At 46.2% G+C, this 14,238-nt stretch carries 16 protein-coding genes; 9 read left to right on the top strand and 7 right to left on the bottom strand.

Annotated features, from left to right (window positions below):
* Window positions 1–70 precede the first annotated feature (70 nt).
* The 7 genes from NSQ16_RS20160 to licH all read left to right on the top strand — a co-directional run bounded on the left by NSQ16_RS20160 (window position 71) and on the right by licH (window position 6,423).
* A complete protein-coding gene (locus tag NSQ16_RS20160; protein WP_003227303.1) occupies window positions 71–661 on the top strand; it encodes a DNA-3-methyladenine glycosylase in 591 nt (196 codons plus the stop codon).
* 28 nt (window positions 662–689) lie between these two features.
* Window positions 690–848, top strand: coding sequence for a hypothetical protein (locus tag NSQ16_RS20155; RefSeq protein WP_009968374.1), 159 nt, complete (start codon window positions 690–692; stop codon window positions 846–848).
* 162 nt (window positions 849–1,010) lie between these two features.
* Window positions 1,011–2,936 carry a transcriptional regulator LicR gene (gene licR / locus NSQ16_RS20150; RefSeq protein ID WP_230488728.1) on the top strand — a complete coding sequence of 642 codons (1,926 nt, stop codon included), beginning with the start codon at window positions 1,011–1,013 and terminating at the stop codon, window positions 2,934–2,936.
* 128 nt (window positions 2,937–3,064) lie between these two features.
* Window positions 3,065–3,373 (top strand): PTS lichenan transporter subunit IIB, encoded by a 309-nt coding sequence (gene licB / locus NSQ16_RS20145; RefSeq protein WP_003218755.1) that lies wholly within the window; start codon window positions 3,065–3,067, stop codon window positions 3,371–3,373.
* A 15-nt stretch (window positions 3,374–3,388) separates the two neighbouring features.
* Window positions 3,389–4,747 carry a PTS lichenan transporter subunit IIC gene (gene licC / locus NSQ16_RS20140; RefSeq protein WP_339232430.1) on the top strand — a complete coding sequence of 453 codons (1,359 nt, stop codon included), beginning with the start codon at window positions 3,389–3,391 and terminating at the stop codon, window positions 4,745–4,747.
* A gap of 18 nt (window positions 4,748–4,765) precedes the next feature.
* A complete protein-coding gene (gene licA / locus NSQ16_RS20135; RefSeq protein WP_003227313.1) occupies window positions 4,766–5,098 on the top strand; it encodes a PTS lichenan transporter subunit IIA in 333 nt (110 codons plus the stop codon).
* On the top strand, window positions 5,095–6,423 hold the full coding sequence (gene licH / locus NSQ16_RS20130; protein WP_003244285.1) for a 6-phospho-beta-glucosidase LicH: 1,329 nt from the start codon (window positions 5,095–5,097) through the stop codon (window positions 6,421–6,423). Before licA ends, licH begins: the two co-directional genes overlap by 4 nt.
* A gap of 33 nt (window positions 6,424–6,456) precedes the next feature.
* Here the strand turns inward: licH and NSQ16_RS20125 are convergent, their stop codons facing one another.
* The 7 genes from NSQ16_RS20125 to NSQ16_RS20095 form a co-directional block, all read right to left on the bottom strand.
* The gene (locus NSQ16_RS20125; protein ID WP_003244231.1) at window positions 6,457–7,548 is read right to left on the bottom strand and encodes a branched-chain amino acid aminotransferase; all 1,092 of its coding nucleotides are present in this window, start codon (window positions 7,546–7,548) and stop codon (window positions 6,457–6,459) included.
* A gap of 140 nt (window positions 7,549–7,688) precedes the next feature.
* The gene (locus NSQ16_RS20120) at window positions 7,689–8,447 is read right to left on the bottom strand and encodes an SDR family oxidoreductase (RefSeq protein ID WP_015714939.1); all 759 of its coding nucleotides are present in this window, start codon (window positions 8,445–8,447) and stop codon (window positions 7,689–7,691) included.
* Window positions 8,448–8,537: 90 nt separating this feature from the next.
* The gene (dltD, locus tag NSQ16_RS20115) at window positions 8,538–9,716 is read right to left on the bottom strand and encodes a D-alanyl-lipoteichoic acid biosynthesis protein DltD (protein WP_003227323.1); all 1,179 of its coding nucleotides are present in this window, start codon (window positions 9,714–9,716) and stop codon (window positions 8,538–8,540) included.
* Complete coding sequence (gene dltC / locus NSQ16_RS20110) at window positions 9,716–9,952, bottom strand: D-alanine--poly(phosphoribitol) ligase subunit DltC (protein WP_003227325.1); 237 nt, start codon at window positions 9,950–9,952, stop codon at window positions 9,716–9,718. The genes dltD and dltC overlap by 1 nt, the downstream gene beginning before the upstream one ends.
* Before the next feature lie 16 nt (window positions 9,953–9,968).
* Window positions 9,969–11,156: a D-alanyl-lipoteichoic acid biosynthesis protein DltB gene (gene dltB, locus NSQ16_RS20105; RefSeq protein ID WP_230488729.1), complete on the bottom strand. Its 1,188-nt coding sequence runs from the start codon at window positions 11,154–11,156 to the stop codon at window positions 9,969–9,971.
* Entirely contained in the window at window positions 11,153–12,664 is a 1,512-nt protein-coding gene (dltA, locus tag NSQ16_RS20100) for a D-alanine--poly(phosphoribitol) ligase subunit DltA (protein ID WP_230488730.1), read from the bottom strand. The genes dltB and dltA overlap by 4 nt, the downstream gene beginning before the upstream one ends.
* 17 nt (window positions 12,665–12,681) lie before the next feature.
* Window positions 12,682–12,831 (bottom strand): teichoic acid D-Ala incorporation-associated protein DltX, encoded by a 150-nt coding sequence (locus NSQ16_RS20095; protein WP_003227330.1) that lies wholly within the window; start codon window positions 12,829–12,831, stop codon window positions 12,682–12,684.
* A 150-nt stretch (window positions 12,832–12,981) separates the two neighbouring features.
* Here NSQ16_RS20095 and NSQ16_RS20090 point away from each other — a divergent pair, with 150 nt between their 5' ends.
* Window positions 12,982–13,116: a hypothetical protein gene (locus NSQ16_RS20090; RefSeq protein WP_161986633.1), complete on the top strand. Its 135-nt coding sequence runs from the start codon at window positions 12,982–12,984 to the stop codon at window positions 13,114–13,116.
* 162 nt (window positions 13,117–13,278) lie between these two features.
* The gene (locus NSQ16_RS20085) at window positions 13,279–14,214 is read left to right on the top strand and encodes a 1,4-dihydroxy-2-naphthoate polyprenyltransferase (protein WP_015250916.1); all 936 of its coding nucleotides are present in this window, start codon (window positions 13,279–13,281) and stop codon (window positions 14,212–14,214) included.
* Window positions 14,215–14,238: the final 24 nt, after the last annotated feature.

The raw sequence follows: 14,238 nt of genomic DNA, 5'->3' as shown, positions 1-14,238 counted from the left end.
CAGCCGTTTTTTTTGATCTGCTTCGGGAATGGTACAATGTACAAAAATCGGTAAAAGGAGAGGTCGATTCGTGACGAGAGAAAAAAATCCGCTGCCCATCACGTTTTATCAAAAAACCGCTCTTGAGCTTGCCCCATCGCTTCTGGGCTGCCTTCTTGTAAAAGAAACAGACGAAGGCACAGCGTCAGGCTATATTGTGGAAACAGAGGCCTATATGGGTGCTGGAGACAGAGCGGCACACAGCTTTAACAACCGCCGGACGAAGCGGACTGAGATCATGTTTGCAGAAGCTGGGCGGGTATATACATACGTGATGCACACCCATACATTGCTGAATGTCGTTGCCGCGGAAGAGGATGTCCCGCAAGCGGTATTAATCAGGGCGATTGAGCCGCATGAAGGCCAGCTGTTAATGGAGGAGAGAAGGCCGGGCAGGAGTCCGAGGGAATGGACAAACGGACCAGGAAAGCTGACGAAAGCGCTTGGCGTCACGATGAATGACTACGGACGCTGGATCACGGAACAGCCGCTTTACATCGAAAGCGGGTACACACCGGAAGCAATTTCAACCGGCCCGCGCATCGGCATTGACAACAGCGGGGAGGCACGCGATTATCCATGGCGTTTCTGGGTGACGGGAAACAGGTACGTGTCGCGTTAGCATGTTTAAGGAAGAGGCAATCAGGGGAATGGTTGAGAAAAAAGAAGGGAGAATCGGAGCTTTGAAAAAGATGATCAAAACCGTTATCAAATGGGCGCCGGTCATTTACCCGATTGTTCGAAAAATCATGAAGGACCGCAAGGCGTCTAAACAAAAGAATATGTCCGCATCTAGAACAGCCGGCTGATCCCGGCTGTTTTTTTATAGGTCAGTTTTCCCTCTAGTCCTCCGGATGTTCATTGACTTGCCATTCTCTCCATTATAGAATTTATATACATTTCGCATCCCTTCATCATCCTTTCTGCCTATTCACTGAATCCCTGCATCTACTAGTTAGGAGGTTTTTCTCATGCTTCATGGGCGACTACGTGATATTCTGCGCTTGCTGATGGCGGCTGAAGCCCCGGTGACAAGTTCGTTTTTTGCCGCGCAATTAAACGTAACGACGCGGACAGTCCGCAATGATATAAAGGAACTTCAAGGTGTGCTAAGCGGTCACGGTGCCTTTGTACAATCTGTAAGAGGCTCCGGCTACAAGCTCCGCATTGATGACGAGCAAGTATTCAGAACACTGCTGCAAGATGAATTTCAGCAAAAAAAGGGCCTGCCGGTATTGCCGGAGGAGAGAATGGCCTATCTTATGAAACGTCTGCTGCTGGCGGACCATTATCTCAAGCTCGATGAACTTGCTGAAGAACTATTTATCTCAAAATCTACACTCCAAACGGATTTAAAGGAAGTAAAGAAACGTCTGCTGCCTTACCGCATCGTCATGGAAACACGTCCGAATTACGGCTTCAAGCTGCGCGGGGACGAGGTGCAGATGAGGTACTGCATGGCGGAGTACATTGTCGATGAAAGAGAAACGGAGATAGATGTTTTAAATGAAAAGGCTGATATTTTGCCAAAAGAAGAAATTGAGATCATCCGTTCCGCCATCTTGAAAAAAATGAAAAACGACCGCATCCCTCTGTCCAACATGGGACTGAATAACCTCATTATCCATATCGCTATCGCCTGTAAACGGATCAGAACGGAAAACTATGTTTCTCTTTTCCCGAAAGATATGGATCATATCCTGCATCAAAAGGAGTACCAGGCTGCAGAAGCCATCGTAAAAGAGCTGGAATCAAAGCTTTCCGTTACGTTTCCGAAAGACGAGACGGCCTACATCACCATGCATCTCCTTGGCACAAAACGAATGACACAATCACAATGCGGAGAGGACACATTTTCAATAGAAGAGGAAACCGATCAGCTGACACTTGCCATGATCAAAGCTGTTGATCGTGAACTGAAGCTTGGCATCCTGCATGACAAAGAGCTGAAAATCGGCTTGGCACTGCATATGAAGCCGGCGATCAGCCGCAACCGATACGGCATGAATCTTCGAAATCCGATGCTGGCAGCGATCAAGGAACATTATCCACTCGCTTTTGAAGCCGGGATCATTGCCGGAATCGTGATAAAGGAACAAACGGGTATTGAGATTCATGAAAACGAAATTGGATATTTGGCTCTCCACTTTGGCGCCGCGATTGAACGAAAAAAAACAGAAAGCCCGCCGAAACGCTGTATCATTGTATGCGCATCGGGAGCCGGAAGCGCCCAGCTTCTGCGCGAAAAACTGCGTTCCCATTTCGGCAAGCGGCTCGATATTCTTGGAACGGCTGAGTATTATAGTCTTGATCAAATGTCCTACGAATCAATTGATTTTGTCATCAGCACCATTCCGATTAAAAAAGAGCTCCCTGTACCAGTACTGAAGGTTAACACCATCTTAGGCGGAACTGACTTTACAAAAATAGAATCTATTCTGAGTGATGAAAAGGAAAAAGCCAATCGCTACCTAAAAAAAGAACTCGTTTTTTTTCAGGAGGATCTGCGCTCAAAAGAAGAAGTGATTCAATTTTTAGGGCAGAAAGTGGTCGAATGCGGCTTTGCCGATGAAGAAATCATAGATTCCATTTTTGAAAGAGAAGACATGTCGCCAACGTGTTTTGGCAATCTTGTTGCCATCCCGCACCCGCTTGTTCCGCAGACGAAAACAACGTTTTGGGCCGTTTGTACGCTCAAAAAACCGATCGATTGGGAGAGTCAGCGAGTTCAATTTGTCTGTCTGCTTTGTGTCGAAAAGGAGAACAAAGCGGATTTGCAAAGCATGTATAAGCTGCTTGGAAGCATTTTGGATGACCCGGCGGCGGTGAACCAGCTGGTCAAATGCCGTTCATATCAAGAGCTTTCGGAGGTGTTTGACCAAAAAATGCTGAGCTGACAGCCTGTATATACCTTTTTTCCGTTGCCTGCGGAAAAACCCTGAGTGTTTATGAAAGCGATTTCATAATATGATGATAGCAACAGCAGGACATTACAAAATTGATCAAACTTTAGGGGGTTTTTTACATGAATATATTACTCGTTTGTGCAGCAGGCATGTCTACTAGTTTACTGGTGAGCAAGATGGAAAAAAGTGCGCAGGAACAGGGAAAAGACTATACCATTTGGGCAGTTTCAGGCGATTCTGTACAAAATCATATCGATAAAGCGGATGTATTGCTTCTCGGTCCGCAAGTCCGTTACATGCTTCCACAGCTCAAAAAATTAGGAGAGTCAAAGGGGGTTCCGGTAGACGTCATTAATACCGTCCATTATGGCACGTGCAATGGGGCGGAAGTGCTGAAATCAGCTGAACAGCTTGGACATGTGTCATAGAGAGGGGCGGGCTATGTGAATAAAGTCAATCAGATCTTAGAAGAAAAGGTCATGCCTATAGCGGGAAGAATTGCGGGACAGCGTCATTTGCAGGCGCTGCGTGATGGTATCATCCTCACGATGCCCCTGATTATCATCGGTTCCTTTTTCCTCATCATTGGCAACCTCCCGATCCCGGGATACGCTGAGTTTATGGCGAAAACGTTTGGCAGCTCCTGGTCTGAAAAACTGGCCTACCCAGTCGACGCGACCTTTGAAATTATGGGTCTTGTCGCCGCGTTCGGCATCGCCTACCGGCTCGCCGAGAAATACGGCGTTGATGCCTTGTCGGCCGGAGCCATTTCCCTTGCGGCATTTTTATTAGCAACACCTTATCAAGTGCCGTTTATGCCGGATGGCGCGACGAAAGAAATCATGGTTGGCGGCGGGATTCCGCTTTCGCTCATGGGGAGCAAAGGCCTGTTTGTCGCCATGATTATCGCAATGGTGTCCACAGAGATTTACCGCCTCATTATCCAGCGCAATTTAGTCTTCAAAATGCCGGACGGTGTTCCGCCGGCGGTAAGCAAGTCATTTGTCGCGTTAATCCCCGGCTTTGCCGTCATCTTCCTAATTTGGGCAGCTCGGCTGATTGTTGAAGCGACACCGTTTGACAGCCTTCATAATATTGTAAGCGTTTTATTGGGGACTCCGCTTTCCATTCTGGGAGGAAGCCTTGGAGGAAGCCTTGTCGCCGAAGCCGTCAAAATGCTTTTATGGGCCTGCGGCCTTCACGGTGCAAACATTGTCGGAGGCGTCATGGCACCAATTTGGTACGGCGCAATGGATGCCAACCGGATCGCATTCCAAGCCGGTGAGGAGCTTCCTAAGATTTTCACCCAGCAATTTTTCGATATCTGGGTCAATATCGGCGGAAGCGGCGCCACATTGGCACTGGTTGTCACGATGTTTCTGCGCGCCCGAAGCAAACAAATGAAGCAGCTCGGGAAGCTTGCGGTCGGCCCGGCCATCTTCAATATTAACGAACCGATTATATTCGGAATGCCGATCGTCATGAACCCAATGCTCTTACTTCCGTTTATCATCACACCGCTTGTCACAGTGACACTTACGTACATCGGAATGAGCACCGGCCTTGTCGCAAAACCGGCGGGTATCGCAGTGCCGTGGACCATGCCGCCGATCTTTTCAGGCTACTTGGCGACAGGAGGAAAAGTCTCAGGCGCGGTCATGCAAGCCATTAATATTGTCGTGTCCTTTGTTGTCTACTATCCATTCTTCAGAATGTGGGATAAGCAGAAGCTGAAAGAAGAAAACGATCTGGAGCTGGTCCAAACGCCTGCAGCATCAGATGACAAAGAAGCGGCCCTGTAGAGAAAGGAAGTGAATCGCGTGAATGAGGAAATGGAACAAATCATTTTTCAAATCATCCTTCACGGAGGAAACGGTAGGAGCTCCGCAATGGAGGCCATTGCCGCTGCGAAAAGCGGTGACGCAGAAGAAGCGCGGAAAAAGCTTCAAGACGCTGCTGAAGAATTGTCAAAAGCCCATCATTATCAGACAGAGCTGATCCAAAATGAAGCGGGCGGAGAAAAGACGGAAATGACGCTTCTGATGGTTCATGCACAGGATCATTTAATGAATGCAATGACAGTGAAGGATATGGCTGCAGAGATCATTGAGTTATATGAAAAAATCACCGAGCAAAGGGGAGCAAGCATATGACAAAAGGATTGAAGATTGTAACGATTGGCGGAGGTTCAAGCTATACGCCCGAGCTAGTGGAGGGGTTCATTAAACGGTATGATGAGCTGCCTGTCCGAGAATTATGGCTTGTCGATATCCCCGAGGGCGAAGAAAAGCTGAATATTGTCGGCACACTCGCCAAACGGATGGTTGAAAAAGCTGGCGTCCCGATTGACATTCATCTTACGCTCGACCGGAGAAAGGCGCTGAAAGACGCAGACTTTGTCACGACTCAATTTCGCGTCGGACTTTTGCAGGCAAGAGCAAAGGATGAGCGAATTCCGCTAAAATACGGTGTAATAGGCCAGGAAACAAACGGCCCGGGAGGCCTGTTTAAAGGATTGCGCACAATTCCGGTCATCCTTGAGATCGCAAAGGACATAGAAGAGCTTTGCCCGAACGCTTGGCTTGTTAACTTCACAAACCCTGCCGGCATGGTAACAGAAGCCTTGCTTCGCTACTCCAACCTGAAGAAAGTCGTCGGTCTCTGTAATGTTCCAATCGGCATCAAAATGGGCGTAGCCAAAGCGCTTGATGTAGATGTGGACCGCGTAGAAGTCCAATTCGCCGGACTGAACCATATGGTATTTGGGCTGGATGTTTTCTTGGACGGCGTAAGTGTGAAGGAGCAAGTCATCGAGGCGATGGGCGACCCGAAAAACGCGATGACGATGAAAAATATCTCAGGCGCCGAATGGGAACCGGATTTCTTAAAAGCGCTCAATGTCATCCCTTGCGGCTATCACCGTTACTATTTCAAAACAAAAGAGATGCTGGAGCACGAACTTGAAGCATCACAAACGGAGGGCACCCGCGCTGAAGTCGTACAGAAGGTCGAAAAAGAGCTGTTCGAGCTTTATAAAGATCCGAACCTTGCGATCAAACCGCCGCAGTTGGAAAAACGGGGCGGAGCTTACTACAGTGATGCAGCATGTAACTTAATCAGCTCCATTTATAATGATAAACATGACATTCAGCCGGTGAACACGATCAATAATGGTGCAATAGCGAGTATTCCAGACGATTCCGCAGTTGAAGTGAACTGTGTGATGACGAAAACCGGCCCTAAGCCAATTGCTGTCGGCGACTTGCCGGTGTCTGTCCGCGGCCTCGTCCAGCAAATCAAATCCTTTGAACGTGTCGCGGCAGAAGCGGCAGTTACAGGTGACTACCAAACTGCACTCCTTGCCATGACGATTAACCCGCTTGTCCCGTCCGATACTGTGGCCAAACAGATTTTAGACGAAATGCTGGAGGCGCACAAAGCGTATCTGCCGCAGTTTTTCAACAAAATTGAAGCGTAAAAAAAGCCGGCCTGTAATGGGCCGGCTTTTTTCTTATTTGCTTTCAGTCAGCGCTGCGACTTCGGTCGTCCATCCGAATTCGTCTGCGACAGCGCCTTTTTGAATGCCTGTAATCGTGTCATATAGTTTTTTTGCGATTTCCCCTGTTTCACCGTTGTTGATCGAAAGTGTTTCATCCTGCCAGATCAGCTCGCCGACTGGGGAAATAACAGCTGCTGTACCAGTTCCGAAGGCTTCTTCCAGGATGCCGTCTTTATGGGCTTGGATGACCTCATCGATCGCAATTTTTCGTTCTGAAACTTGAAGGCCCCAATGCTTAAGCAAGGCGATGACTGAATTGCGCGTAATGCCTTCCAGGATGCTTCCGTTCAGCATCGGCGTTACGATTTCACCGTTGATTTTGAAGAAGATGTTCATGCTTCCAACTTCTTCGATGTATTTCTTCTCAATGCCGTCCAGCCAAAGCACTTGGGAAAATCCTTTCTCTTCGGCGACCTGCTGCGCTTTTAAGCTTGAAGCATAGTTTCCTGCGGTTTTGGCATTTCCTGTTCCGCCTTTTACCGCACGGACAAATTCACTTTCAACAGCGATTTTGACCGGCTTAATGCCTTCTTTGTAATAAGAGCCGACCGGAGAAAGAATGATCAAGAGCTTATACGTATGAGATGCCGCAACACCAAGGAAAGGCTCGGTTGCGATGATGAACGGACGGATGTATAGGGACGTGCCCTCCGCATTTGGAATCCAGTCTTTATCAATTGCGACAAGCTGCTTTAAGCCTTCAAGAACCTGTTCTTCATCAATTTGCGGGATGCAGAGGCGGTCGTTTGATTGATTCAAGCGTTCCATATTTTTTTCCGGTCTGAAAAGCAGAACATGGTCATCCTCTGACACGTAAGCCTTTAACCCTTCAAACACGGTTTGGCCGTAGTGATAGACCATTGCGGCCGGATCCATTGATAAGGGCTGATAAGGAATGATTCTTGGATCGTACCAACCTTTATCTGCCGCATAGTCCATTACAAACATGTGGTCTGTAAACACTCTTCCGAACGAAAGCTGATTTGGGTCTGGTTTCGGTTTTTTTGTTGATGTCAATTCAACGCGAATCGTTTGTTTAGTCATGGTCAATCTCCCTGCTGTTAAATTGTTTATATTATCAAACTTATTTGAAAATAATTATATTCTATTGTATACCTTCAACAAATAATCGCAATAGGTTTGCTCAAATTTGTAAGAAATTCATATGAAAAAAGCAGGAGAAATTAATTCTCCTGCGTGTTCATATGCTCGAATAACCTGTCATAATCGGCGCGAGTGGCATCCCGAAGACCTTCAACACGTTCATTTGTAATCTCCTGTTTGCCTTCCTTCAAGCCGTCCAAGAAATATTGAACATATTCTTCAGATGAAATGCCCCGGTACGTCAGGCCTTGTTTATCGCGTGATTTTTGGTTTAAGCCCGTGTCCACCATAGGCGGTGCCATTTCAATCACTTCCACGCTCGTGTCGCGGAGCTGGTGTCTGAGCGTAAGCGAGAACGAGTGAAGTGCTGCTTTTGTTGCGCAGTACACCGGATAAACAGCTAACGGGTTAAACGCAAGCCCGGATGTGACCTGAACGATTGCCGCTTCAGGCTGCTTCATCAAATGAGGTGTGAAAAGGGCGGATAAATGGACAGGCGCTTGGAAATTAAGTTCAATTTCATCACCGTCCACAAAAAGATCCTCTGTCCCTTTTTTAAAGTCAATTTCCTTTTGAATACCGGCGTTGTTGACGAGAACATTCAAGTTCGGATATTCCTTTAAAGCCCATTCATACAATGCTTCCCGCTGCGAACGGTCTGCAACATCACATTGCTTTGTATGGATGTTTGGGAGCTGCTGCTTCGCTTCTGCAAGACGTGCTTCGCTGCGTCCACAAATGATAACTTCATTGCCGAGCTCCAGCAGGCGCTTGGCAAGTTCAAGCCCGATGCCAGCAGAACCCCCTGTGATTAAAACCGTATTGCCTGTCATCTTCATTGGATGTAACACCTCTTAATTAAGTTGGCTGTGATTCCTTTACTATTTCAAATCTTAGCAGGAAATATGCAGCCGCGTCCTATGAGATGCTCAGGATGAAGTGACTTTTCCGGTTTTATAAAATTCGTCAATTGCTTTATCGACATACACCCAGCCTTTCCAGCCGATGTGAATGGTGTCTTTCATGAAATACGGGTCATATTCATGCCCTGAGAAATCAGCAACCTGGAAGCCCTTCGCTCTGATTTGTTTATTTACCTTTTTGTAATAGTCAGTGCGTCCTTTTTTCGGGAAGCCCGTGTAATCGTACCATTTCCCGTTAACAGGAATGGTGACAAACATAGGCTCTGCGCCCGCATCCTTCAGGATATCGAGCATCATTTCAAAGTCGCCATATTCCGGTGACACCGCATACGATCTTCCTTTGTTTTTCCCTTTCAGCTTAGGCACTTTCGGCTTCAGCTTTTTATAGACAGGGTTGTCGATGTGAAAATCGTTAGAACCGGAGTGGCGTTTGCCTGATTGATCCGCCAGTTTATTCAATTCAGACCATGACTTATCCTTTACTGACTGCGAGATATAGCGCTTTGGCCCGGATGATTCTGTCGTTGAATAATACAGATCTTTCTTTTCCAGCATGCTGTAATACACTTTGGCCGCCGGCTTCAGCGCATTCACTTTCCACGTCTGGCCGTTTACCATTGCTTTGTACAGTTCAGAAAGAATGGCATCGTTTTGCACAGCCTTGAAGCGCAGCATGCGTTTCATCATTTTCTTTTTAATTTCAGGATCGATCTGATCGTTAAATGCCAAATCAAGCCCTTGCAGCGCAGAATAGTTCGGCGCGAAATGCTGTTCATCAGACCCGCGCTTAATAAACCATTGCGGAGACACGATGAATACGATTTTTTTGCCCTTCAGCTGATCCATGTGGGCAGCGAAGTTTAAAGAATGAATCAATGACTGGGATCCGCCTTTGCCGACAAGGTATGGCGTGAATCCCTCATTGTTTACCTGAAAATAATTAGATGGGTGGAACTCGTCCAGCCGAGAAAGCTCAGAAGACCCGTAAATCGGAAGATATGTCGGATCTTTGAGCATCTGATCTTGTAAATATAGCCCTTGAAACATACTCGGATTCAAGGCTGTTGCTGACTCTTTCACACGCTTATCGGTGATGAAGCCTGTCAGCCATGAAGATGGAATTGCGATGGCGCCTGCGAATAGAATAAACGCCAAAATAATTGGACCGAAAAAACGCTTTTTCATTATTTCAACTCAGACAGCTGATTTACAATGTTGTTAGGTGTATTCCAAACGTCCCGGTCAAATTCAGTGATCGGCACTAAAATATCAAAACGGTTTTCAATCGCAAGCAGCAATTCTACTGTTCCAAAAGAATCAAGCAAACCTTCTTCAAAAATTTCAATATCAGGATTTTCCTTTACGATGTCATCCTGGCAAACCTCTGCTAAAACGTCTAATACCTCTTGTTTAAAATCCATAGCTTTCTAATCTCCTTTAATGGTGGTGATGAAATGGTTTTCCTGAGAAAATATAAAACCCGAAGCAAACGAAATGGAATGTGATCACAATCGCGAGAATGGTTGTCCAGCGGTTGGACGGCAGCCATTTATATTTCTTATTCCACTTCTCGAAAAAGTTGTAACATGCCATTAGAACGGCATGATAGAGGCCGTAAATGATATATTGCGGCGCGAGCCCGTGCCAAACCCCCATCAGCATAAACAGCAGGAAATACCCGATGTTTGAGACGGCCATACGGTTTTTGATCCACTTTTTCTTAGTCATCCAAAATACGAATCTCATAAACACATAATCTCTGAACCAAAATGACAGAGACATATGCCAGCGATTCCAGAAATCTTTAATGTTTTTACTGATAAACGGTTTATTAAAGTTTTCTGGTGATTTAATGCCCATAATGTAGCTGACCCCGACGGCAAACATCGTGTAGCCGGCGAAATCAAAGAATAAATACATGCTGTAGCCGTACATGTACAGCAGGTTCCCAAGAATCTTATTGTGCGTGATTGCGGGAAGATTCATGATGAAGTACGTATTGATCGCGTAGCCGATAATAAATTTATACAGGAAACCGATGAAGATTTTATGGATTCCCGTATACAGCAGGTCGGCGTATTCTTCTTTCGTCCAAGCCTTCTGTTCATCCTTTACGAACCGACGGTATCTGTCGATCGGGCCGGAGGAAATCGTCGGGAAAAACAGGATGAAATACAGCAGGCGGTGCAATGGCAGCTGTTCTTTCAGCAGTCCGTCTCTTGCTTCCATAATTAGCTGAACGCCTTTAAAGGTTAAATATGAAATCCCTAAAAAGCTGATCAGGTTATGCGGCGCATGATGCGGCTGCGGGTGCGACAGAAACGGCCATATTTTTGACAGAAATAAAGGCAGAATCGACGCGATAACAGCCCCGCAAAAGACAAAGCCGCTGTTCGCTTTCTGCCGGTATGCCAGATAGCCGCTGATCAGGAGCACCTGCCATATTGTAAACAGGCACAGCGCGATGACCCCGTGTAAGTCGTGCGAAAAAATTAAAGCCAATATAATGATAGATATGAACATGTTGTATGCTTGAAATCTTTTTCCGTTTAAGCCGAGAATGATCGTCGGCAGAAGAAGAATGCCAAGCAGTATAAAGAATAAAAACGAGCTGTAAGGCGTCATACAAGAACCTCTTCGCCAATGCGTTTTCGGTCAATTTTGCCGTTAGCCGTCATTTGAATGTGATCCTGATAGATAAATTTTCTCGGGATCATATATGCCGGAAGGGAAGCGGCAAGCTCTTTTTTAATAGCGCTTGTCAGCTGGAATTCCTTCTCGAACTCATGCTCCTCAGGCACAATAGCAGCGATCAAGTACTCAACTGTTCCGTTTGGCTGATAAGGAATCACGACAGCAGAGCGAACGTACTGTGACTGTCTGACATGGAACTCGATTTCCTCCAGCTCCATTCGATAGCCGTGAAGTTTAATCTGAAAATCCAAACGTCCTTGGCAGAAAATCTGACCGTCTTGAATAAAGCCGGCATCGCCAGTTCGGTATGCCCACTGGCCTTCATGAGAGAAAAACGCTTTTTCCGTCAGCTCTGGCTCACCAAGGTAGCCTCGGCTTACACTCGGCCCTGCAATGACGATTTCTCCTTTTTCTCCATCAGGAAGCGGTTGTCCCTCTTCATCCATAATGAAAATGTTCATATCTGGTTTGGCGAAGCCCACTGGAAGCGATTCGCTGCGGCTGATGACGTCATCCGTAATTTCAACCGATGTGACAGCCACTGTCGCTTCAGTCGGGCCGTACGTATTAAAAATCTTCGCTTTCGGGAAACGCTCAAGCAGCGCTTTGGCCACAGAAACCGGAAGAACCTCTCCGCAAAACATAAATGTGTCCGCATGAGGCAGCAGATCCTGTGAAAAACCCGGATCCATCAGGCACATTTGCACAAAGGAAGGTGTTGATGTCCACACATTCAGTCCGGACTTCTTCAGCTCTTCAAATAAGACTTTCGGCTTGTTCACAGCATCCTTTGTCACGCAATGTAAAGTCCCGCCTGATTGAAGGCACGGATATAGGTCCATGACAGACAAATCAAATGAGAACGGCGCTTGGTTTAAAAATATTTTTCCTCCGCTGACTGGAAAGTCTGCACAAATCCAGTCTGTGAAGCTTTGAAGGTTCGCAGCGGAAATCTGCACGCCTTTCGGATTTCCTGTGCTTCCGGAAGTGTAAATGATATAAAACGTTTCGTGTTCTTTGACCCATTGATCTTGGTTGACAGAGCCGCCTTCGTTTTCCAGCAGTTCTTCCGCAGAAACTGCCTGAATCTGCTGGCCGACTGCATCAATTGAGAGTCCTGCTGCATGGATCAGCAATTCTGCTCCAGAGCTTTCGATAATTTTCGCAATCCGTTCGGACGGAATAGACAGGTCAACCGGAATATAAGGATGTCCCGCTTTGACACTTCCCAAGAAGGAAACAAGCATGTGCGGCTCCATGTGGCCGTACACAAGGATAGGAGATTTCTTTTCCCCAGAAATGCGTTTTTGGATCGCGGCAGCCGCGCGGTCAGACTGCTCCCATAATTCCTGATACGTGAGCGACTGGCCTTGAGAGCGGAAGGCATCGGTTTGCGGATAAGTTTCCGCATGTGTTTGAATAGCATGTAAAAGTTTCATAGTTATTCTCTCTCCAATTAGAAATCGTTATAAATATATGAACCGGTATTCGCGGTGTGAAAACCATACATAAAAAACAAAACAAGCAGTATCATCAAATAAAAGCCTGTATGACATGTCCACTTGACAGCGGGTTTTTCATACAGCTGTTTCATTAATTGCAGCATATCAAAAATTCCCTTCCCGTTTTTTTCGACAATCACATGATTATTTGACGATCAGATGCTCAAAAAGTTTCATTTTTTCCCTAATCTCCCTCAAATTAATATATCGGCGTATGTTTTTGAAAATGAATCTTTATACCTGCAAGGGCAAGAATGGAATGTTTCGAGCTGATTCATAATAAAGGAAAAGATACCTGGAGTCAAAAGATCTTTTTAACTTTTAAAAAGCGTAATGTACTTAAAAAAATTTTTCTGTACCTGTTCGTTCAAGTGAAAGCAGAAACCTAATGAAATCAGGGCGAGAAGCGTATAATAAGAAAGAAAACGCCTTCTTGCGGTATCTTGTGAAATAAGGGAGAAGTCATTATGATAGATAAGGAAGCAAAAGGAGTTTTTTATTAAGCTGCCGGCTGAAAAAAAGTAAGCCTTTTAATAGAAAGGAAGAGGAAGATGAACCAAACAAATAAGGGTGAGGGTCAGACAGCGCCGCAAAAAGAAAGCATGGGGCAGATCCTTTGGCAGTTAACCCGTCCTCATACGTTAACCGCATCGTTTGTGCCTGTGCTGCTCGGAACCGTTTTGGCGATGTTTTATGTGAAGGTTGATCTGCTGCTGTTTTTGGCTATGCTGTTTTCTTGCCTATGGATCCAGATCGCGACGAACTTATTTAATGAATATTATGATTTTAAACGCGGGTTAGATACAGCAGAATCAGTCGGAATCGGAGGGGCAATTGTACGCCACGGAATGAAGCCTAAAACGATTTTGCAATTAGCTCTCGCCTCATACGGGATTGCCATTTTGCTCGGTGTCTATATTTGTGCGAGCAGCAGCTGGTGGCTTGCGCTGATCGGCCTTGTCGGCATGGCGATCGGCTACCTGTATACAGGCGGGCCGCTGCCGATTGCGTACACGCCGTTCGGTGAATTATTCTCAGGCATTTGCATGGGTTCGGTGTTTGTGCTGATTTCGTTTTTCATTCAGACAGATATGATCAACACGCAAAGCATTTTGATTTCCATCCCGATTGCGATTCTTGTCGGCGCGATTAACCTGTCGAACAACATTCGTGATATTGAAGAGGACAAAAAAGGCGGACGCAAAACATTGGCGATTTTGATGGGGCATAAGGGAGCTGTTACTCTGTTAGCTGCGTCGTTTGCCGTCGCTTATATCTGGGTTGTCGGCTTGGTTATTACCGGTGCCGCAAGCCCATGGCTGTTTGTCGTCTTTTTAAGCGTGCCTAAGCCGGTTCAAGCAGTGAAGGGCTTCGTCCAAAAAGAAATGCCGATGAATATGATTGTCGCAATGAAATCAACAGCCCAAACAAATACATTTTTCGGATTCCTGCTCTCGATCGGATTATTGATCAGCTATTTCCGATAATAAAAAAGACCGCTCGTTTCGTGC

Source organism: Bacillus sp. PS108 (assembly GCF_037963335.1).
GTDB classification, from domain to species: Bacteria; Bacillota; Bacilli; order Bacillales; family Bacillaceae; genus Bacillus; species Bacillus subtilis.
This window is presented reverse-complemented; position numbering and strand designations above follow the sequence as displayed.